The sequence below is a fragment of the Candidatus Poriferisodalis sp. genome (assembly GCF_965208925.1).
In the GTDB taxonomy this organism is placed as follows: domain Bacteria; phylum Actinomycetota; class Acidimicrobiia; order Acidimicrobiales; family Poriferisodalaceae; genus Poriferisodalis.
Window position 1 is genome coordinate 2302718 of sequence record NZ_OZ242364.1, and the last position, 20477, is coordinate 2323194.

The window sequence follows — 20477 nt, forward strand, 5'->3', positions numbered from 1 at the left end:
CACCCGATGGACTGAGGGGACCACGTGGCGCGCTACATCGGAATCCGCCTGCTGGCGATGATCCCCCTGCTGTTCGCCATAGCGGTGATCTCGTTTGCCATCGCGGTCGCGATGGAAGCCCGCGGATCCATCGCTGGCTCGGTCTGCGGCGAGGGTGCCACCATCGAGTGCATCGCCCAGGTGGAGCGCCAGCTCGGGCTTGACGACCCGATGCCGATCAGGTTCGTGCGCTGGCTCGCCAGTGCCGTCACGGGCGACCTCGGCACGTCGTTGACGAACGAGAGCGTCACGGTGTGGAGCCTCATCGCCGACCGCATCGGGCCGACGCTGAGCATCGTGGGCTACAGCCTCGTCATCGGGGTGGCTGCCGGCATGGCGATGGGGATCGTGTCGGGCGTCAAGCCCGGCGGAGGTGCCGACCGGGCGCTCTCGGTGGCCTCGGCGGCGCTCATCGCCGCCCCCGGCTTCGTGCTCGCGATGCTGCTGTCGTGGTGGCTGGCGGTGAAGTGGGGCTGGCTCAGCCCCGCCGGATACACCCGGCCGTCGGAGAGCATCACGGGATGGCTCGGCAGCATCACGCTGCCCGCCATCGGGCTTGCGCTGCCGACCGTCGCGCTGGTGCAGCGCCAGCTTCGCAGCTCCATGAGCAACGCCCTGCAGTCGCGCTACGTGCTGGCCGCACGTGCGCGCGGCGTCGGGCGGATGTCGCTGATCGGGGAGCACGCGCTGCCCAACGCGATGATCCCGACCGTCACTGCGATCGGCTTCCGCGCAGCCGCAGCGCTGGGGCTGACATTCACGGTGGAGGTGGTGTTCAACATCAACGGGATGGGCACGCTGCTCACCAACGCCATCCAGACCCGCAACGTCACCGTGCTGCAGGGCTCGATGCTGGTCGTCGGCATCGTGGTGCTGGTCGTCAACCTGCTGGTCGACATCAGCTACGGGCTGCTGAACCCCAAGGTGAGGCTGGAGCGGTGAGCGACGCCTCGACGGCGATGGCGGCGTCGGCGCCGCAGCCGACCCAGCCCGCCCGATCGCGCTCGCAGTTCTGGGTGCGGATGTTCCGCAACCCGCTGACCGTCGCGGCGAGCGTGTGGGTGACGCTGCTGCTGCTGGCGTGGCTGTGGCCGGGACTGCTGGCGCCCCATGACCCCTACGCCGGCGACGTGACCCTGACGCGCACGTTCGAAGGCCCGAGCTGGGACCACTGGCTCGGCACCGACGGGCAGGGGCGCGACTTCTACAGCCGGGTGGTGCACGGGGCGCGCTTCGCCGTGAACTCGATCGTCATCGCGATGGTCGTCGCCGTGGGGATCGGCGTGCCGGTGGGCCTGTTCTCGGGCTGGCGGGGCGGACGGGTCGACCGCATCGTGATGTGGATCAACGACGTGCTGTTCTCGCTGCCGATCGTGCTGCTGGCGATGGCGGTCATCATCATCCTGGAGCCGAGCCTGCCCTCGGCGATGCTCGGTGTCGGCATCGCCATGGCGACACGGTTCGCGCGGCTGACCCGTGCGGTCACCCTCGCGGAGAAGGAGGAGCTGTACGTCGACGCGGCTCGCATCACCGGGCTGTCGCCCACGACGATCCTGCGCCGCTACATCGCTCCGAACCTGCTGCCGTCGCTGATCGTGCAGGTGGCCATCATCTCGGGAGCGGTCATCCTGATCGGCGCCACGCTCAGCTTCCTGGGCATCGGCGCGAAGCTCGACGACCCCGACTGGGGCGTCATGCTGGCCACAGCACGCCTCGACTTCCGCTTGGAGGGAATCTGGCAGATCGTTCCTGCGGGCGGGGCGCTGGTGCTGACGGTGCTGGCGTTCAACCTGCTCGGCGACGGCATTCGCGACTCGCTCGGGCGTGATGCCACCAACAGCTCCCTGACGGTTCCCCGCCAGGTCGCGCTGCCTCCCGTCGTGCAGCTTCACGCCGGCGGCGCCGTCCTGTCGATCCGGGATCTGGCGGTCGGGTTCCCCGCCGCGGGAGGCTCGGTTCACCGGGTGCTGTCGGACGTGTCGCTCGAGGTGTACCCGGGCGAGACGCTCGGCGTCGTGGGCGAGTCGGGCTCCGGCAAGAGCATGACGATGCTGGCGGCGCTGGGCCTCACGCCTGCGCCCGGCTATCTGAGCCAGGGCAGCGTCTCGTTCGACGGCCGCGAGGTCACCTTCCTGCCCGAGTCGGAATGGCGGGAGATCCGCGGGCGCGACATCGGCGTGATCTTCCAGGAGCCGGTGGCGGCGCTCAACCCGGCGCTCAAGGTGGGGCGGCAGCTCATGCAGTCGCTGCTCGTCCACACCGACATGACCAGGCCGCAGGCGCGGGCACGGGCCGCCGAGCTGCTCGCGGAGGTGCAGGTTCCCGACCCGGAGCGCCGGCTCGAGCAGTACCCGCACGAGTTCTCGGGCGGCATGGCGCAGCGCGTGGGCATCGCCATGGCGCTGGCCTGCGAGCCGAAGCTGCTCATCGCGGACGAGCCGACGACGGCGCTGGACGTCACGGTGCAAGGCCAGATCCTCGACCTGATGGCCGAGGTTCAGGAGCGCCACCAGATGGCGGTCATCCTGATCACCCACGATCTGGGCGTCATCGCCGATGCGGCCGATCGCGTGCTGGTGATGTACGCCGGCCAGGTCGTCGAGACGGCAACCGTGTCGACGCTGTTCTCACGGCCGCGCCACCCCTACACGCAGGCACTGCTGAGCACCATGCCGCAGAGCCACCGCGGGCACGGGGACCTGCCGGTGATCGGCGGGGTCGTGCCGTCGGCTGCCGCGTGGCCCGACGGATGCAGGTTCGCGCCGCGCTGCGAGTTCGCGACAGATCAGTGCCGCACCTCGGTGCCATTGCTGGAAGCCATCGGCACCGACCTGGTGCGCTGCGTGCGCCATGCCGAGTTCGAGTTCGGCCCCGGGGCGGAGACGAGCGCATGACGCAGCCATTTCTCGAGGTCGAGAACCTGCATGTGCACTTCGCAGGCCGCCAGCGGCTGCTGCGCGAAACCATGCCCACGGTGAAGGCCGTCAACGGCATCAGCTTCGCCATCGAGCCCCACCGCACGTTCGGCCTCGTCGGCGAGTCGGGCTCGGGCAAGTCCACCGTCGCACGGGCCGTCCTGCAGCTCACCGACGTCACCGCGGGAATCATCCGGCTCGACGGCGTCGACGTGACGCACGTGCAGCGGGAATCGGAGCTGGCATTCCGCAAGCGGGTCCAAGCGGTGCTGCAAGACCCGTACTCGTCGCTGAACCAGGTCCACCAGGTGCGCACGATCGTCGGCGACGGCATCACCCGCCACTTCGGCATCAAGCCCGGCCCCGAACGCGAGCAACGCATCGTCAAGCTGCTCGACGAGGTGGGCTTGGCCGACGAATTCCTCGACCGCTATCCCTACGAGATGTCCGGCGGGCAGCGCCAGCGGGTGTCGATTGCGCGGGCGCTGGCAGTGGAGCCGGATCTCATCATCGCCGACGAGGCCACCAGTGCCCTCGACGTGTCCATCCAGAGCCAGGTCATCAATGTGCTGCGCCGGGTGCAGGCCGACACCGGCGTGGCCTTCCTGTTCATCGGGCACGATCTGGACGTCGTGCGGCACGTCAGCGACGACGTGGGCGTGATGTACCTCGGCTATCTCGTCGAGCAGGGTGCCGCCGATGGGGTCTATGACCTGCCGGCGCACCCCTATACCGAGATGCTGATCGCCTCGGTGCCGGTGCCCGACCCCGCAGCGCAGGCCGATCGCAGGGCGCTGAGACAGACGTTCAAGAAGGATGCCGAGCCGCCGAGCCCGGCCGATCTGCCGCCCGGCTGTCCCTTCGCGAACCGGTGTCCGGTCGCGATGGACATCTGCTCGGAGCTCATGCCGCATGCCACGGCCGCACGTCATGGGGGTTACGTCCGCTGCCACCTGCACACGAGCGGGCCGATGCTCGCGGGCGAGTCGGTCATCCCGTACATCCGCTCGGCAGCGGGTAAGTCGGGCAAGCGGTGACCGGCGGCATCGATTCGACGCAGCCGAATGTGCTGTTCATCATCACCGATCAGCAGCGTGCCGACCATGTGGGCTTTGCGGGCAACGATGTGGTGCGCACGCCGCACCTGGACTCGATCGCAGACCGGGGCACCGTGTTCGAGAACGCCTGGGTGGCCAACCCCGTGTGCATGCCCAACCGGTCGTCGATCATGACCGGCCGGATGCCCTCCGCGCATGGCGTGATCTTCAACGACCGGTCGCTGGAATGGGGCGCCAACACCCATGTGCGGCAGTTCCGCGAAGCCGGCTACCGGACCGCGCTGATCGGCAAGTCGCACCTGCAGCACGGCCTGAGCCGCAACGCGGTGGTGGAGACCGGGCTGCAGGCCGCCTTCGACAGCCCGTACCCGGCGGGGTGGAACACGCTGGAGCATGCAGAGCGGTACTTCGACGGCGAGCCGGAATTTCCCGACAGCTTCTACGGATTCGACCATGTGGAGCTGGCCATCGACCACGGCTCGCGCATCACGGGGCATCACATGCGCTGGGCGCTGGAGAAGGGGGCGTCGCTGGAGGCGCTGTTGGTGCCCTACACGCCCGCGTGCCCGGCGGAGCGGCGGCACCACAGCTGGTGGCAGATCTACCGGCCGACCTATGTGGAAGAACTGCACTCGAGCCGTTTCGTGGCGGAGCGCGCGGCGGCGTTCATCGCCGACGCTGCACACGCGAGTGAGCCGTGGCTGGTCTGGGCATCCTTTCCCGATCCGCACCATCCCATGTGCCCACCGGGGAAGTGGTTCGACCGTCACGATCCCGACGAGATGGCGCTGCCTCGCACGGTCGACGACCCGCTCCATGCCGCACCGGAGCATCTGCGGCGCACGGCCCGTCTGCACCCGTCCCGTCAGCCGTACTGGGTCTATCCATGCGGCCTCGGCGGCGATCATGACTTGGCGCGCGCAGCGATCGCCGCCACCTACGGCATGATCGAGCTCATCGACGACTGCGTCGGGCAGATCCTCGCCGCTGTGGAGCGCGCCGGTGCGCAGGACAACACCATCGTGGTGTTCACCTCGGACCACGGCGACATGATGGGCGACCACGGGCTGCTGCTGAAGGGCTGCATGCACTACCGCGGCACGCTGCAGGTTCCGATGGTGATCGCCAGCCCCGGCCGCCGCGCGGCGCGCACAGTGTCACTTGTCAGTTCTCTGGACCTGGGGCCGACGCTGCTCGACCTGGCAGGGCTGGACGGTTACGACGGCATCCAGGGCGTGAGCCTGGCACCGGTGCTCGATGACCCGGCAGTTGCTGTGCGGGAGTCGGTGCTGATCGAGGACGACATTCCCAATGCGGCGCGCTCGTGGGGGGACATGCCCGCCAAGACGAGGACGCTCATTGCCGATGGCATGAAGTACACCCGCCATTCCACGGGCGAGGACCAGCTCTTCTGCCTCGACGACGACCCGGACGAGCTGACGGAGCTCAGCGAGGACTACCCGACGCTGCAGGCCTCACTGCTCGAGGGCCTTGCCGATGCGCTGATCGAGGTCGCAGACAGCGCCCGCTGACCGGCTGATCACCCGCAGTCGAGTCCCAGGTCGGCGAAGCGGGCGCGACAATCGCCTTCGGCCGCGTGCCACAGGGCCTGCGCCATGTCGACGGCAGCTTGGGACTTGGCGGCGTCAACGGCTGCGATGCCGTTGCAGCGTTCGGCGAGGGACTCTCCGATGCTCTCGAAATCCTCAGTCGCCCAGCGCATGACGTCGTACGCCATCTGCGCGCCTGCGATGTCTGCTCGATCCAGATCGTCGGAAACCTGCTGTTTGCGACTTGCGATGGCGGTGAACAGGGATTGCAGCGAATCCAGCTTCGCCGTGCAGTACGTGACCTCGCTGTGTGCCGGGGCCGCTGTCGTGATGGGCGGCACCGTGTCGACGACTTCTTCGGGGCGTTGCGGACGCAGCTTGTCGGGGGCCGTGTAGAGAATGGGGGTCGCGTCAGCTCGCAGCGGCCGGACGCGGGCAGGCTCGGTGCTGGCAGCCTCCTCGGACTGCAGCGAAGGCACTACCGCGGGACTCAACGCCTGGACCCCCGTACTGCAGCCTGCGACAAGCAGCAGCATGGCCACGAGGAGGGGGGGCAGCCGGGGATCAACGCCTGATCCCCGGCTGCACTCACATGCTCGACTCCCAAGCACGCGTTTAAAGAATATCACATATTCGTACAACAGGATCCACCGATCGCTCCCATGCATCCCGACCGGGCGAGCGGGTCGGGCAGACTGTCGGACGAATCCGACTCGTCTGGCGCCTGCTGTTGGGCGCGTGTCATGTGGGAGGGGGTCTGTGTCCGGTCATTCCAAGTGGGCCACGATCAAGCACCGCAAGGGCGCTGCTGACAAGGCGCGCGGGAAGCTGTTCGCCAAGCTGATCCGCCAGGTCGAGGTGGCCGCACGCGAGGGCGGCGGCGACCTGGACGCCAACGCCACGCTGCGGACCATGTACCAGAAGGCACGGGACAACTCGGTGCCGCTGGACACGATCGAGCGGGCCATCAAGCGGGGCACCGGCGAGCTCGAGGGCGTGTCGTACGAGCAGGTCACCTACGAGGGCTACGCGCCAGGGGGGGTGGCGATGTTCGTGGACGTGCTCACCGACAACCGCAACCGCACGGGTTCGGAGATCCGGAGCCTGTTCACCCGCGCCGGCGGCTCGTTGGCCGAGCCGGGCGCGGTGGCGTGGCAGTTCGAACGCAAGGGCGTGGTGGTGGTGCCTGCCGCGGCACCGGACTCATCGGAGGGAGCAGGCGCTGCGCCCGACGAAGACGAATTGATCCTGGTGGCGCTCGATGCGGGCGCAGAGGACGTCGAGCAGGAGGGCGATACCTGGAGGGTCACTGCCGCTGCGGCCGACACGATGGCGGTGCGTGAGGCCATCGAGGCAGCGGGCATTGCGGTGACATCGGCCGATCTGACCTATGCGCCGCAAAACCTGATCGAGTTGACCAGCGTGTCGGAGGCCAAGCAGGTGATGGCTGTGCTCGATGCGCTCGACGATCACGACGACGTGCAGGGCGTGTACGCCAACTTCGACATCAGCGATTCGCTGCTGGAGGCGATCGCCGGCTGAGGGCGGTGACCGGTGTCGCGGCGGTCGAGCCACGGCAATGGGGCCGGCACGCATGCCCGGTTCGAACGGTGCCAAAGGCTACGGTTCGTACTGATGTTCGTATTGGGGATCGACCCGGGATTGTCGCGCTGCGGGTACGGCGTGGTGGAGCAGATTGCGGGCTCGGGGGCACAGCGCGCCCGCACTGAAGCGGTCGCCTTGGGCGTCATCCGCACCGATCCCGACGAGCCGCACGCAGCGCGTCTGGCCACGCAGATGGGCGAGCTGCAGGCACTCGTCGCCGAGTTCCGGCCCTCGGTGGTGGCCGTGGAGCGAGTCTTCTTCCAGGTCAATGCGCGCACAGCAATCGGCGTCGCCCAAGTGGCCGGCCTTGCCATGGCGGTGGCGGCCGCTGCCGGGCTGGAGGTGGCGGAATACACGCCGACCCAGGTCAAGCAAGCCGTTGCCGGCTGGGGCGGGGCCGACAAAGACCAGATGAAGCGCATGGTCGCTGAGCTGCTCGCGCTGGAGGAGCCGCCCGAGCCCGCCGACGCCGCCGATGCGGCTGCGGTCGCGCTGTGCCACTTGTCCCAGGCGCCTTGGGGCCGTGCAGGGCCGCATGCGCGGGCGCGCGTGCTGCTTCCTGCTGCTGGCGCAGCGACGTCCCCGCCGTGATCGGCTCGGTGCGCGGGCGCCTGCTCGACAAGGATCCCGGCGGCGAGCTGCTGGTCGAGGCCGGCGGTGTGGGGTACCGCGTCATCGTGGCGCCGTCCACGCTGGCCGGTGCCGGGCCGGTAGGCGACGAGTGCTTCGTGTATGTCCACCATCAGGTGCGCGAGGACACCTCCGATCTCTACGGCTTTGCCGAGCTCGACGAGCGGCGCTGCTTCGAGGCCCTGCTCAGCGCACACGGCGTGGGACCTGCGCTGGCGCTCGCGGTGCTCTCACACCTGCCGCCCGACGAGCTGCGGCGGGCCGTGGCTGCCGATGACGCAGCGGCGCTGGAGCTGGTGCCCGGCATCGGCGCCAAAACGTCCAAGCGGATGGTCCTCGACCTCAAGTCGCGGCTCGGCGCGCCCGAGACTGCCGGCGCCGGTGTTGCGGCAGCGACCGGCGACGGCACAGGATCTGCGGTTGCGGAAGTGCGGGCCGCACTGAGCCAGATGGGCTTCAGCCCGTCGGAGGTGCGCGAGGCCATGGCAGCCGTCGGCGTGGAGGCGGCGCGCGATGGTGATGCCGACACCGGTGCCCTGCTGCGCGTGGCACTGCAGGAGCTCGGCCCGCGATGAGCGCGGCACAAGCCCGCAGCGAGGGGTACCGGCGCGACGAGCCGGCGGCGTCAGGACCAGGCCGCAGCGAGGTCACCGACCCGGCTCGCTCGGCAGCAGACGACGGCGATGCCGAGGCCTCGCTGCGTCCGCGGTCGCTGGAGGACTTCGTCGGTCAGCCCGAGGTTCGGGAACACGTGGCCATCACGCTGCGAGCCGCGCTGGCCCGAGGCCAGTCGCCTGATCACCTGCTGTTCGCCGGCCCGCCGGGTCTGGGCAAGACGACGCTGGCGGGGATCATCGCCACCGAACTGGGTGCCGCGCTGCATCTCACCTCGGGGCCGGCGGTGGAACGTGCTGGCGACCTCGCAGCAATCCTCACCAACCTGGCCGACGGCGATGTGCTGTTCATCGACGAGATCCACCGCTTGCCCAAGGTGGTGGAAGAAGTGCTGTACCCGGCCATGGAGGACTTCGCGATCGACATCGTGCTGGGCAAGGGACCGGCGGCGCGTTCGATCCGATTCGAGCTGCCGCGGTTCACCTTGGTGGGTGCAACCACTCGCACCGGGCTGATCTCGGGACCCCTGCGGGATCGATTCGGGCTGGTCGAGCGCCTCGACTACTACTCCACCGGCGATCTGACTGCCATCGTGACTCGCGCGGCGGCAATCCTCGGCGTGCAGATCGATGCTGACGGTGCAGCGGAGATCGCCTCGCGCAGCCGGGGCACGCCGCGCATCGCCAACCGGCTGCTGCGTCGCGTCCGCGATTTCGCCGAAGTGCGCGCCGGCGGTGGCGTCGACGTAGCCGTGGCCCGTGACGGGCTCGCCGCATTCGGCGTCGACGAACTCGGCCTCGACAAGGTTGACCGGGCCATCCTGGATGCGCTCGCGGTGACGCATGCGGGACGGCCGCTGGGGCTGTCCACGCTGGCGATCACCGTGGGCGAGCAGACCGAGACGGTGGAGGACGTGTACGAGCCCTTCCTGATCCAGCGCGGGCTGCTGCAGCGCACGCCGCGGGGCCGCATCGCCACCGCCGCGGCGTACGCGCACCTCGGCGTCGACGCGCCGCCGTCGGAAGACGTCGGCAGTGATGCCGACGCCAACGCCACCCTGTTCGATGCATCGGACCCCGCTGGCGCGCCCCAGGGCGCGCCAAGGCCGATGGATGCGCCGGCCGATGCCCCGGTGCAGGTCGACGATGCGCCTTGGTGAGATCATCCGCGGCCATAGCCTCAGCGTGCGATGAACGAGCCGCGGCTGCGGATGGACGAGTTCGACTATGAACTGCCGCCATCGTCGATAGCGCACGTTCCGGTCGAGCCGCGCGACTCGGCCCGGATGCTCGCCGACCGGGGACCCGGCAAGGCGCCGGATCACCGGAGCATCGGCGACCTGCCCTCGATGCTCGGGTCCGGGGATCTGCTGGTCGTCAATGAGACGCGGGTGATGCCCGCTCGGCTGCCGCTGCGCAAGCGCACCGGCGGGGCGGCCGAGGTGCTGCTGCTCGCCCCGCTCGCAGCGGCGCCTGACTCGACCTCCCAGAGCGCCGACCTCGACGCCGACCGGCGCTGGGCGGCGCTGGTGCGACCTTCCCGACGGATTGCGGACGGAACGGTGCTGGTCTCCGAGCGGGACCCGAGCGTGCGAGTGGTGGTGGGCGAGCGTCTCGACCGCCAGCGACGGGCCGTGCGTGTGCTCGTCGGCGAGGCGCCGCTTGCCGATGTGTCGCAAGCCCGGCTGCTTGAACGGGCGGGGGAGGCGCCGCTGCCGCCCTACATCGACCCGAATGTCGCGCGAGCTGCCATCGCCCAGCGCCTCGGCGTCGAAGTTGCCGACAGCGATGCAGCTCGAACGGCGCTGGCGGATCGTTACCAGACCGTCTATGCCCGCTCGGATGGCTCAGCGGCGGCGCCCACGGCGGGACTTCACCTGACCGAACGCGTGCTGGAATCGCTGCGCTCGAACGGTGTCGGCATTGCGACCGTGGATCTGACCGTCGGCCTGGCGACATTCGCGCCGGTGACCGCCGAGCATGCCGACGAGCACGAAATGCATACCGAGCACTATCGGGTGTCCGCGCAGACGCTCGCCGCCTGCGCTGCGGCCGAGTGCGTCGTCGCGGTGGGCACCACCACCGTGCGCGCACTCGAGGCTGCAGCCCGCCAGCGACAAAGCCACGGGCGCGCCCCGGGCACGGCCGCCGTCCCGGCGGCGCAGGCAGGCACGGCCGACGTCCCGGAGGCGCAGGCAGGCACGGCCGACGTGTGCGGGGCGACAGACCTGTTCTTGCGGCGAGGCGCCGAATTCTTGGCTGTAGACGCGCTGCTCACCAACTTCCACCTGCCCCGGTCGTCCCTGCTGCTGCTGATCGACGCGTTCATCGGGCCGCGCTGGCGCGGCCTGTACGAGACAGCGCTCGCGGAGGGCTACCGCTTCCTGTCCTTCGGCGATGCGATGCTGCTCCGGCGGACGCCCCGGTGACGGGCGTTCCGAGCAGCCCGCTGGCGTTCGAGCTGCTGGCGACTGACGGATCAGCTCGCAGGGGACGGGTCACAACCGCCCGCGGGACGTTCCAGACGCCGGTGTTCATGCCCGTGGGAACCCGCGGCGCCGTGATCCATCTCGACGCCACCGACTATGAGCACCTCGGCCTCGAGGTCGTGCTGGCCAACACGTACCACCTGCTGGCGCGGCCCGGAATCGAGGTGGTGGAAGCGCTCGGCGGGCTGCACGGCTTCTCCGGCTGGGACGGCCATTTCCTCACGGACTCCGGCGGCTTCCAGATCATGTCCCTCGGCCGCCGTCCCGGCAACTCCCCTCAGGATGCGAAGTCCAAGGTGGACGACGAAGGCGTGACCTTCCGCTCGACCTATGACGGCACCCAGATGCGGTTGACACCTGAAGATGCGGTCGACGCCCAGCGCCGCCTGGGTTCGGACATCCAGATGGCGCTCGACATCTGCCCCGAACTGCCCGCACCTCCCGACGAGGTGCGCGAGGCGACCGAACGCACCCACCTGTGGGCGGCAAGAGCTGCAGCGTCGATGGAGGCTGCACGCCGGGGCGGGACCGCCGGAGGGCAGGCGTTGTTCGGCATCTGCCAGGGCGGCATCGATCCCGGCCTCCGACGCGCCAGCGCCGAGACGCTGGCGGCCATCGGTTTCGACGGGTACGGCATCGGCGGGCTGTCGGTGGGCGAGTCGCGCAGCGAGATGGGCCCGGCACTGAACGCAGCAACCGACGTGCTGCCTGCCGACCGTCCGCGCTACCTGATGGGCGTGGGCGATCCGGCCCGCATGGTCGACGCCATCGCCGCCGGGGTGGACATGTTCGACTGCGTGCTGCCCAGCCGGCTCGGCCGCCATGGCACCGCGCTCACTTCCCAGGGTCGAATCAACATTCGCAATGCCCGGTTCGCCCGCGACGCCACGCCCCTCGACACCCGTGAAGACGGCGGGCACGGTCGCATCGGGCCGGGTGCCCGCTTCAGTCGCGGCTATCTCAGGCACCTGATGAGCGTGAACGAGCCGACAGCCAGCCGCATCCTGACGCTGCACAACATCGCATTTCTCAACGACCTGGTGGCCGACGCACGCGCTGCCATCGAAGCAGGCCGATTCAGCGCATTCCGAGAGCAGGTCAACGAAGTCTGGGCCTGAGCCGCTGCCAGCGGGGGAAGCCCGGTACGCTGCGCCGCCGAATGACGCCACGCTGAGGAGCACGTCATGGGTTCGATCATCATCCTCGTCGCACTGTTCGCCATCATGTATTTCCTGATGATCCGGCCGCAGCGCAAGCGGGCCGCCGAGCGGGCAGCGATGCTGCGCGCCGCCGACATCGGCGACGAGATCGCCACGGTCGGCGGGGTCATCGGCAAGATCGTCGCAGTCGAGGAGCCCGGCGAGGTTGTCTGCATCGAGGTGGACAGCGACGTGGAGCTGCGGGTGCAACGCCGCGCCATCGGCGAGATCATCACGTCTGCCGGCAGCGGAGGCGCAGACGATCCGCCCGCATCGGACGGCGTCGACGAATCGGAATGACCCTGGCCGCAGCGCGTCGCGCAGGCATCGGCGCATTGGTCTGACGTGCGCCGCTCGCAGATCGTCTCGCTCCTTCTCGCGATCCTGATCGGGTTCGGCTCGCTGGCTGGCGTGCTGGCGGCGGGCTGGGCACCGGTGCTGGGCGTGCAGCTGCAGGGCGGCGTGGAGGTGCTGCTGCGGCCCACCGCCCCGGCCGACGATGAGCAGCTGGATCGTGCGATCGAGATCATCCGGTCGCGTGTCGATGCGCTCGGCGTCGCCGAGCCCGACATCACGCGTCAAGGCGAGCAGGTCGTGGTGCAGCTCCCTGGAGTCAAGGACAAGCAGCGCGCCGTCGACTTGGTGGGGCAAACAGCGGAGCTGCGGTTCCGGCCCGTGCTGCTGACGTTCAACCCCTTCGACGAGGCCGAGTTCGGCTCCGCGCTGGATCTCGCCGATGCCTACAACGGCGCGATTGAACCAGAGGACGATGCTGCTGCCGAAGCCGAGGCAGTCGATCCCGCAGCGTTCCCGAACTTCACGCTGCCCGAGGACGACATTGCCGATCAGGCCGTGGTGCTGCCGGGCCGTGGTGAGCCGGTGGGATACGTGCTCGGCCCGGCCGAACTCACCGGCGAGGCGGTCGCCGAGGCTGCAGCGACGTTCAACAACGAGTGGGTCGTCAACGTCGACCTCACCGACGACGGCGCTGTCGGCTTCGATGCGATCGCAGCCCGCTACTTCGGGCAGCAGGTCGCGATCGTGCTCGACGGCGTCGTCGAGTCTGCCCCGGTCATCCGCGCGACCGAGTTCGGGGGCACAGCGGTCATCTCGGGCACGTTCGACGAAGACGGGGCGCGCGACCTCGCCGTCGCACTGCGCTTCGGTGCGCTGCCCGTGGAGTTCGAGCAGGACGATGTGCGCACTGTGTCGGCGACCCTCGGCGAGGGAACGCTGCGTGCGGGCGTGATCGCCGGCATCGTCGGGCTGATCCTCGTGGGCCTGTACATGCTGGTCTATTACCGGCTGCTCGGCATCGTGGCGGTGGCCAGCCTGGCCATCAGCGGGTCGGTCCTGTGGTCGCTCATCAGCTGGCTCGGCGAGAGCCGGGGCCTGGCGCTGACGCTGGCCGGCACCACCGGCATCATCGTGTCGATCGGCGTCCAGGTCGACTCGAACATCGTCTATTACGAGCGGATCAAGGAAGAGGTGCGCCGCGGCCGGGCAGTGCGTTCGGCCGCCGACGCCAGCTTCAAGGGCGCCTTCATGACCATCGTGTGGGCCGATCTGGCATCGCTCATCGGCGCGGGCGTGCTGTACCAGCTCACGAGCGGCACTGTCCGCGGCTTCGCTCTGTATCTGGGGCTGGCAACACTGATCGACCTGGCAGTCTCGTACTTCTTCATGCGGCCGCTGGTGGTGTTCATTGCCCGCCGGCTGGTGAACGAGGAACCCCGGCGTCTGGGCGTGCTGCGGGCAGCCGACGGCGATGTCGTCCCGGCGCCAGTGTCAGCGGGCGGCGCAGAACCGGCAGGAGGCACGTCGTGATCGCAGCGTTGCGCACCTTCTATCGAGGCGAGAATGCCTGGGACATCCTGCGCCTGTCGCGCAAGGTGCTCATCGGCTCAGCCATTGCGGTGCTCGTCTGCGTGGTGGCGTTGCTGGTGCGAGGCCTGAATCTCGGCATCGAGTTCGAAGGCGGCTCGGTGTGGGAGATACCGGTGCCGGAAGAGTCTCAGGGCGCCGAACCGGGTGAGGTGGGGGCCGGGTCCGGCGACACGGCAGGCGACAGCCTGACAACTGATGAAACAGTCGGCGGCGGCGTGACCACCGACGATGTGGCCTCTGCGGCCGCGGCGGCCGGCGTGCCCGATGCGCGCGTGCAGTTCGTGGTGGTGACCGGCGCGCCCGACATCTTCCGGGTGCGCGGCGTGCTGGCGCCCGATGCGGACAGCGCAGCGGTTGCCGGGGCGCTGGCCGATGCTGTCGGCGTCGATGTGGAGAGCCTGTCGTCACGGCAGGTCAGCCCGTCGTTCGGCGATGAGGTCGCCGGCAAGGCGCGCCGGGCGCTGGTGGTGTTCTTCGTACTGATCGCGCTCTACCTGTGGTTCCGTTTCGAGTGGAAGATGTCGGTGGGTGCGCTGATTGCGGTGGGGCACGACATCGTGCTGACCGTCGGTGCCTACGCGCTGTTCGGGTTCGAGGTGACGCCGGCGACGGTGGTGGCCTTCCTCACGATCATGGGCTATTCGCTGTACGACACGATCGTCGTGTTCGACCGCGTGAAGTCCAACGAGCGCTCATTGCCGGCGCGCAGCCACTTCACGTACCACGCGCTCGCGAACGTGTCGCTCAACCAGGTGCTGACGCGGTCGGTGAACACTTCGATTACGTCGGTGCTGCCGGTGCTGTCGCTGCTGGTGGTGGGCGCCGGGTTCCTGGGTGCAGGCACCCTGGCGGAGTTCGCGACCGCGCTGATGATCGGCCTGCTCGTGGGCTCATACAGCTCGATCTTCGTGGCTATGCCCACGGTGGCGTGGCTGAAGGGCTACGAGCCCGGCTGGGCCGCCGCGCAGGCAGCGGCCGACGCCGCCGGCCGTCACGACTCGATGGAGGCTGCCACACAGGCGCTCGCCGCCGAGAGCTACACCCGCAGCGCCCCGCCCCGCCCCCGAAAGAAGGGCCGCCGCCGCTAGCGCCCTGCTGGCTCAACAGCGTGAGCGTGTGCACTTGTGCGTGGCGCGGGGCGTCAGCAGGCGAGTGCGTAGCCGATGGCGCCGCATATGTCGCGCATGGTGGACGCGTGGAGATGACCGGCACGATCAACGAGCGATGAGCGTCGAATCGTATGCAGTCCGTCGCAGTTGACGACGGACTCTTGGGGCAGATCGGCCTCGTCGGCACCGATGGCGACTTCGACTGCAAGTCCTCGGATGGCGGTGGTGATCTCTGCAACCGTGACCAGTCGGCGGACATCGATGACCCCGGGGCGCGTGAGCACGAGCACGGGCCGTCGTTTGCCACCGACTTCGGCCCACCACACGTCGCCACGGTTCACGCTTCGCTCCAGGCTTCTGCGTCGTCCCAGAATTCGTCTGGTTGCTCCGGTTGGGCCATGTACGCAGCCCGATCGGCATCGGCCATCGCCCGTTCGACGGCCGCTTCGAGACCTCGTCGCGCTGCGGCGGACACGTTGATGCCGAGGCGACGCGCAGAGCGGGCCAATTCGGCATCGAGAGTGAAGGTTGCTCGGGTCGACGCCATCACTTGATGCTAGCAGATACTGCTATATAATATTGCTGGAAAATGCTGCTAGCTCACGGCACCTGTGAGCGCTATGCCGCTCCCTAGCTTCGCCTCGATGTGGATGCGGCGGCGGTGAGTTTCCCCCGGGCACAGGGCCTCGTCGGTTCGTACAGATCGATCTTCGTGGCGATGCCCACCGTTGCGTGGCTGAAGGGCTACGAGCCCGGCTGGGCCGCCGCCGCTAGCGCTCTACTGGCCGGTCGTCCAGTACTGCTGCAATCGCTCGATTGCCGCTTCAGCGGTCATGCCTGCGAGCTGGTCGTCCGACAGGCCGACTCGTTGCTTGAGCAGGTACAGCACTTCAGTGGGGATCGAGTGCTCTGGCGCGGCAGGCTGGCCTCGCCGAGGCAGGATGCCATCGTTCACGCAGCGCCAGAACTCCCGCTGGCTCACTCGGAGCTGATCACGCAGGATGTGCGACCAGATCCCGCTGCCATAGACCGTTCGGTCTGGCGGGCGCGAGATGCGGGTCCTCAGCACGTCTCCGTCCGGCAAGTCCAGCTCATAGGTCTCGTGGTGCGTGCTGCGACTGCCGGTGGCCGACCGTACGAGCTGCCAGCCTTCGGACTCGCAGAAGCGGCGATGGTCGTCGCGGGTTGCTGCGGGGAAACTCACTCGCCGCCCCGGACCCATCCGGTCAGGTCGGCGTCCGAACTCAGCGATACGAAGTGCACGAGCGGCCAGTGCTGCGCGTGGTTGGGAGCGAGTCGCAACCGCTCGACCCAGTCCTCGGCGTACTCTCGCAGGGCCACGACGAACTCCTCGGTCGCCTCGTCGAGATCGGCTCCGTCGGCAGCGACCGGGGTGCCAGGCAGGAACACCGACCACCCGTCACCTTCGGCAATGGCCTCCGGTCGACGCAGCCGCGGCGACGCGGCCAAGAGCTCGTACAGCAGCGCCATGTCCATTACGACAGCGCGGCGGCCATGGCGCTCGACGCCCACCGGCACGCCCCGGTCAGCCGTGTCGAGCACCTCCTTAAGCCGGTTGCGGGTGTCGGTATAGGAGAGAAAGGCCATAGCGATGCTCCCTGACTGGCACGCACCTGACACACTACACGATTCACGTACTTTACGTACTTCACGTACTTCGCGTGCGTTGCGCTCGAGGTAGGTTTGCGTCAGCTTCGGATGTCCTTGATGCGCAGCATCAGCGTGAGATCGTCAATGGGGGACGACTCGAATCCGAAGTGTCGGTAGAAGCTGCTCGCCTGCTCGTCCTTCGCATGCACCAGGACGAGGCGTAGCCCCGTGAGCTCGGCTACCTCGAGAGCGGTCTGCAAGAAGTGCTTCAACAGCGCGGCGGCGAGTCCTGCGCCTTGATGTCGGAGATCGACGGCGAGGCGGCCGAGCAGCATCGCGGGGAGGGGGTCGGGCTGGTTGCGTGCGGCTCGACGGGTCGCCTCCGAGCGGGCAACGACTGCAGTGCTCGATGCGTAGTACGCCACCACTTGATCCGCGTGCACGACGACCCAGGTTCGGCTGGAACCCTCGCGCTGATTGTGAGCAGCCCGGCGACGAAGCCAGTTGTTCAGCGCTTCGTCGCCGCAGTCGAATGCCTCGATGTCATGTGAATTCGAGAAGAGTTCTGGTCCGCGGAAGGCGCTCACTGCTGGCGTTCAAGCACCGATGGCTCGGCGAGCAGGGTTTCGAGCCTGGGCTTGTGCCGGGCCGGCTGGTCCAAGATGGCTCTGAGCTGATCCCACTCGTCGGATGACAGCGCGAAAACGCGGCGGTCGGCCAGATCGTCGGCTGCGGAAGCAATCGCGCAGTTCACGACGTACTCATTGAGCGACTTCCCGGTTGCACGCAGCGCTTGACGGACGATCGCGTCCTGCATTGGCGTTACCCGCAGCGTCCACCGTTCGGTCTTGGTGCTCATGCGCCGATTGTACGCCAGATCGACGTACATTTCAGATGATTTCTTGGCGTCGCTTGCCGCTCATGGACGTGCGCTGCCGCGACCCGTGGCGAGTGGCGTCGTTGCGATGAGACACTCGCAGGACTTCGACGTTCCGGCGTGCGTCGTCGATCCGGTAGATGACGCGGTAGGTGCCTCGTCGGGCGCTGTGCTCATCCGTTGCGGAGCGCCCGGACCGCCTCCACCCCGCGCACGACATCTCCTGCGGCGATGGCGTGCTGGGCTGCCGCGAGTTCGCGCAGTGCCTCGCTGTCGGTCAGGATCGCGAGCGTCTCCTCCAGCGATTCAAGATCCTGAGGGCTCATGAGCACCGCCGCAGGCGATCCGTTGCGAGTGATGACGACTCGCTCGTGCTGGCTGTGCACACGCTCCACGAAGTCAGAGAATTGATCCCTCACGGTACGCAGCGATTCAGTGGACATGGCCACAATTGTGCCACGGACTGATGGAGATCGTGCACACAGTTCCGGCCGCCGAGCCGAAGACCCTGACCGCCGGCGCCGCACGGCAGAATGAGAGTGTGAGTCTTCCTGTGTTTGGCTGCGCGCCGGCCGGACGCCGCTGCGAGAAGCTTGGCTAGGACCATGCCTGCGGTGTCGCGCGTGCTGCCGTGGCGGCGCATCGCGAACACGGTCGCGGCCGACATCTCGCCGGTGGTCGAGCGCTACCGCCAGCGCTGGCCGAAGCGGTCGCCCGAGCTGGTCATCCGGGCGTACGAAGCGGCCGCGCAGGCGCACGAGGGCCAGCGCCGCAAGACCGGCGAGGCCTACATCACCCATCCGGTCGCCGTGGCAGGCGTGGTCGCCGACCTCGGTCTCGACGACACCTCGATTGCCGCAGCGCTGCTGCACGATGCCGTGGAGGACACCAGCGTGGAGCTGGTCGCGCTGTCCGACGACTTCGGCCCCGAGGTAGCGGCCATCGTGGACGGGGTCACCAAGCTCGACCGGGTCCGCTTCGCCTCCAAGCAGGCACAGCAGGCCGCCACGCTGCGCAAGATGCTCGTGGCGATCGCCAACGATCCCCGCGTCCTGATGATCAAGCTGTCTGACCGGCTGCACAACATGCGCACGATCGGGGCGCTCGGTGCCGCGAAGCAGGCCGACGTGGCCCGCGAGACGCTCGACATCTACGCCCCGCTCGCGAATCGGCTGGGCATGCAGCAGGTGCGCGACGAGCTGGAGGACCTGGCCTTCGCGGCGCTGTACCCGAAGCGCTACGCCGAGATCGACCGCATGCTGGCCGAGCGCACTCCCGAGCAGGAGCGCTACGTCGACCAGGTGCTGGAGGAGGTCCGCGAGCAGCTCTCCCGGATGAAGATCGAGGCCACGGTGACCGGGCGCAAGAAGCACCACTGGAGCGTCTACGAGAAGATGGTCATCAAGAACCGCTCATTCGACGAGATCTTCGACCTGGTGGGCATCCGGGTGGTGGTGCCGACGATCCGCGACGCGTATGCGGCGCTGGGCTCCATACACGCGACCTGGAAACCGGTGACGGGCCGGTTCAAGGACTACATCGCGATGCCCAAGTTCAACCTGTACCAGTCGCTGCACACCACGGTGGTCGGCCCGTCGGGCACGGCCGTGGAAGTACAGATCCGCACCGACGAGATGCACCAGCGTGCCGAGTACGGCGTGGCGGCCCACTGGCGCTACAAGGCCGAGCGCGACGGCAACGGCAACAAGAGCAGCAGCAAGAGCAGCAAAGCGCAGCGCCAAGGCAGCGCATCCGTCGAGGAAGACATGCCGTGGCTGAGCCGGCTGGTCGAGTGGCAGGCCGAGTCCGACGACCCGGCCGAGTTCATGCGCACGATCGCTAGCGACCTCGGTCACGGGGAGGTGTACGTGTTCACACCCAACGGCGACGTGGTGACGCTGCCGACCGGCGCCACGCCCATTGACTTCGCGTACGCCATTCACACCGACATCGGCGACACGCTCATCGGCGCCAAGATCGACGGCCGGCTCGTGCCGCTCGACCGGCAGCTGCGCTCCGGCGACACGGTGGAAGCGTTCACCTCCGACGATCCCGGCACGCGGCCGTCGCGCGACTGGCTGGAGATCGCCGTCACACCGAGGGCCCGATACAGCATCCGGCGCTGGTTTGCCCGTTCGGACCGGTCCGAGTGGGAGGCGGCCGGGCGAGAGGCGATCTCGGACGAGCTGCGCTCCGAGGGGCTCAAAGCGTCGCTGCTGATCGACGGCGATGAGATGCGTGCGGTAGCGGAGCAGTTCAGCCGCGCCGATCTCGACCAGCTCTTCGAAGCGGTCGGCAAGGGAGACGTGCGACCCCATTCGGTGGCCAAGCGGCTCGTCAGCCACCTGCGAGGCGAGGGCGACGGCGTGCAGCTGCCGGCCCGGCCCGCCCGGCAGCGGGGCTCGCGCCGCCGCCGTTCCGCCGGCGTGCACGTCGACGGCCACGACGACGCGCTGGTGCGCCTGGCCCGTTGCTGCAGCCCGGTGCGCGGCGACGAGATCCTGGGCTTCTCGACCAGCGGGCGCGGCATCTCGGTGCATCGCGCCGACTGTGCCAACGCGGCCGAGCTGGCTACGGCGTCGGGGGCTCGTCAGGTCGAGGTGGAATGGGACGAGAGCTGGGCGGGCGAGTTCGCCGCTGCGCTGGAGGTGCGCGGGCTCGACCGCAACCGCCTGCTGCTCGACGTGGTGCAGGTGGTGTCGGGCCGCCACGACCTGTCGATCGCGAGCTGCGACACCTTCGTCGGCGACGACCAGGTAGCGGTGATGCAGTTCGAGGTGGAGGTGGGCGACCCCATCCTGCTGGATCAGCTGCTGGCTGCCCTGCGCGAGGTGCCCGGCGTGTTCGACGCCTACCGCACGCTCGAAGGCCTCGCCCGCACCGAATACTGACGT

At 68.6% G+C, this 20477-nt stretch carries 22 protein-coding genes and 1 pseudogene; 14 read left to right on the forward strand and 9 right to left on the reverse strand.

Features of this window, described 5'->3' with window-relative positions:
• The first annotated feature begins 24 nt into the window (after positions 1-24).
• The 4 genes from ACOGI5_RS10145 to ACOGI5_RS10160 are packed head-to-tail and all read left to right on the forward strand — an operon-like array spanning position 25 to position 5544.
• Complete coding sequence (locus ACOGI5_RS10145; protein WP_419864301.1) at positions 25-981, forward strand: ABC transporter permease; 957 nt, start codon at positions 25-27, stop codon at positions 979-981.
• On the forward strand, positions 978-2933 hold the full coding sequence (locus ACOGI5_RS10150) for a dipeptide/oligopeptide/nickel ABC transporter permease/ATP-binding protein (protein WP_419864302.1): 1956 nt from the start codon (positions 978-980) through the stop codon (positions 2931-2933). Before ACOGI5_RS10145 ends, ACOGI5_RS10150 begins: the two co-directional genes overlap by 4 nt.
• Positions 2930-3991, forward strand: coding sequence for an ABC transporter ATP-binding protein (locus ACOGI5_RS10155; RefSeq protein ID WP_419864303.1), 1062 nt, complete (start codon positions 2930-2932; stop codon positions 3989-3991). The genes ACOGI5_RS10150 and ACOGI5_RS10155 overlap by 4 nt, the downstream gene beginning before the upstream one ends.
• On the forward strand, positions 3988-5544 hold the full coding sequence (locus ACOGI5_RS10160) for a sulfatase (RefSeq protein ID WP_419864304.1): 1557 nt from the start codon (positions 3988-3990) through the stop codon (positions 5542-5544). Before ACOGI5_RS10155 ends, ACOGI5_RS10160 begins: the two co-directional genes overlap by 4 nt.
• A gap of 8 nt (positions 5545-5552) precedes the next feature.
• On the opposite strand, the gene ACOGI5_RS10165 is transcribed toward ACOGI5_RS10160, so the two are convergent.
• Positions 5553-6056 carry a hypothetical protein gene (locus ACOGI5_RS10165; protein WP_419864305.1) on the reverse strand — a complete coding sequence of 168 codons (504 nt, stop codon included), beginning with the start codon at positions 6054-6056 and terminating at the stop codon, positions 5553-5555.
• Positions 6057-6321: 265 nt separating this feature from the next.
• Here ACOGI5_RS10165 and ACOGI5_RS10170 point away from each other — a divergent pair, with 265 nt between their 5' ends.
• The 9 genes from ACOGI5_RS10170 (at position 6322) to secF (ending at position 15074) form a co-directional block, all read left to right on the forward strand.
• A complete protein-coding gene (locus tag ACOGI5_RS10170; protein ID WP_419864306.1) occupies positions 6322-7104 on the forward strand; it encodes a YebC/PmpR family DNA-binding transcriptional regulator in 783 nt (260 codons plus the stop codon).
• A 93-nt stretch (positions 7105-7197) separates the two neighbouring features.
• A complete protein-coding gene (gene ruvC / locus ACOGI5_RS10175) occupies positions 7198-7758 on the forward strand; it encodes a crossover junction endodeoxyribonuclease RuvC (RefSeq protein WP_419864307.1) in 561 nt (186 codons plus the stop codon).
• The gene (ruvA, locus tag ACOGI5_RS10180; protein ID WP_419864308.1) at positions 7755-8372 is read left to right on the forward strand and encodes a Holliday junction branch migration protein RuvA; all 618 of its coding nucleotides are present in this window, start codon (positions 7755-7757) and stop codon (positions 8370-8372) included. Before ruvC ends, ruvA begins: the two co-directional genes overlap by 4 nt.
• Positions 8369-9571: a Holliday junction branch migration DNA helicase RuvB gene (ruvB, locus tag ACOGI5_RS10185; RefSeq protein ID WP_419864309.1), complete on the forward strand. Its 1203-nt coding sequence runs from the start codon at positions 8369-8371 to the stop codon at positions 9569-9571. The genes ruvA and ruvB overlap by 4 nt, the downstream gene beginning before the upstream one ends.
• Positions 9572-9601: 30 nt before the next feature.
• Complete coding sequence (locus tag ACOGI5_RS10190; RefSeq protein WP_419864310.1) at positions 9602-10840, forward strand: S-adenosylmethionine:tRNA ribosyltransferase-isomerase; 1239 nt, start codon at positions 9602-9604, stop codon at positions 10838-10840.
• Entirely contained in the window at positions 10837-12018 is a 1182-nt protein-coding gene (gene tgt, locus ACOGI5_RS10195; protein WP_419864311.1) for a tRNA guanosine(34) transglycosylase Tgt, read from the forward strand. The genes ACOGI5_RS10190 and tgt overlap by 4 nt, the downstream gene beginning before the upstream one ends.
• Before the next feature lie 66 nt (positions 12019-12084).
• Positions 12085-12399, forward strand: coding sequence for a preprotein translocase subunit YajC (gene yajC / locus ACOGI5_RS10200; RefSeq protein WP_419864312.1), 315 nt, complete (start codon positions 12085-12087; stop codon positions 12397-12399).
• A 45-nt stretch (positions 12400-12444) separates the two neighbouring features.
• Positions 12445-13926, forward strand: a complete 1482-nt coding sequence (gene secD, locus ACOGI5_RS10205) for a protein translocase subunit SecD (protein WP_419864313.1) — start codon at positions 12445-12447, stop codon at positions 13924-13926.
• Positions 13923-15074: a protein translocase subunit SecF gene (gene secF, locus ACOGI5_RS10210; protein ID WP_419864314.1), complete on the forward strand. Its 1152-nt coding sequence runs from the start codon at positions 13923-13925 to the stop codon at positions 15072-15074. Before secD ends, secF begins: the two co-directional genes overlap by 4 nt.
• A gap of 53 nt (positions 15075-15127) precedes the next feature.
• Here the strand turns inward: secF and ACOGI5_RS10215 are convergent, their stop codons facing one another.
• The 8 genes and pseudogenes from ACOGI5_RS10215 to ACOGI5_RS10250 all read right to left on the reverse strand — a co-directional run bounded on the left by ACOGI5_RS10215 (position 15128) and on the right by ACOGI5_RS10250 (position 18026).
• Positions 15128-15436, reverse strand: coding sequence for a type II toxin-antitoxin system PemK/MazF family toxin (locus tag ACOGI5_RS10215; RefSeq protein ID WP_419864315.1), 309 nt, complete (start codon positions 15434-15436; stop codon positions 15128-15130).
• Positions 15433-15642: a type II toxin-antitoxin system CcdA family antitoxin gene (locus ACOGI5_RS10220; protein WP_419864316.1), complete on the reverse strand. Its 210-nt coding sequence runs from the start codon at positions 15640-15642 to the stop codon at positions 15433-15435. The genes ACOGI5_RS10215 and ACOGI5_RS10220 overlap by 4 nt, the downstream gene beginning before the upstream one ends.
• Before the next feature lie 231 nt (positions 15643-15873).
• Entirely contained in the window at positions 15874-16299 is a 426-nt protein-coding gene (locus ACOGI5_RS10225; RefSeq protein ID WP_419864317.1) for a cytotoxic translational repressor of toxin-antitoxin stability system, read from the reverse strand.
• Complete coding sequence (locus ACOGI5_RS10230; RefSeq protein ID WP_419864318.1) at positions 16296-16703, reverse strand: type II toxin-antitoxin system prevent-host-death family antitoxin; 408 nt, start codon at positions 16701-16703, stop codon at positions 16296-16298. Before ACOGI5_RS10230 ends, ACOGI5_RS10225 begins: the two co-directional genes overlap by 4 nt.
• A 101-nt stretch (positions 16704-16804) precedes the next feature.
• Positions 16805-17293 carry a GNAT family N-acetyltransferase gene (locus ACOGI5_RS10235; protein ID WP_419864319.1) on the reverse strand — a complete coding sequence of 163 codons (489 nt, stop codon included), beginning with the start codon at positions 17291-17293 and terminating at the stop codon, positions 16805-16807.
• A complete protein-coding gene (locus ACOGI5_RS10240) occupies positions 17290-17565 on the reverse strand; it encodes a DUF1778 domain-containing protein (RefSeq protein ID WP_419864320.1) in 276 nt (91 codons plus the stop codon). The genes ACOGI5_RS10235 and ACOGI5_RS10240 overlap by 4 nt, the downstream gene beginning before the upstream one ends.
• Before the next feature lie 31 nt (positions 17566-17596).
• Positions 17597-17755 (reverse strand): annotated as a pseudogene (locus ACOGI5_RS10245) (type II toxin-antitoxin system RelE family toxin); the annotation flags it as partial.
• Position 17756: 1 nt separating this feature from the next.
• The gene (locus tag ACOGI5_RS10250) at positions 17757-18026 is read right to left on the reverse strand and encodes a type II toxin-antitoxin system Phd/YefM family antitoxin (RefSeq protein ID WP_419864321.1); all 270 of its coding nucleotides are present in this window, start codon (positions 18024-18026) and stop codon (positions 17757-17759) included.
• A gap of 162 nt (positions 18027-18188) precedes the next feature.
• Between ACOGI5_RS10250 and ACOGI5_RS10255 the strand changes: the two genes are divergently transcribed.
• Positions 18189-20474 carry a RelA/SpoT family protein gene (locus ACOGI5_RS10255; RefSeq protein WP_419864322.1) on the forward strand — a complete coding sequence of 762 codons (2286 nt, stop codon included), beginning with the start codon at positions 18189-18191 and terminating at the stop codon, positions 20472-20474.
• The last annotated feature ends 3 nt before the right edge of the window (positions 20475-20477 follow it).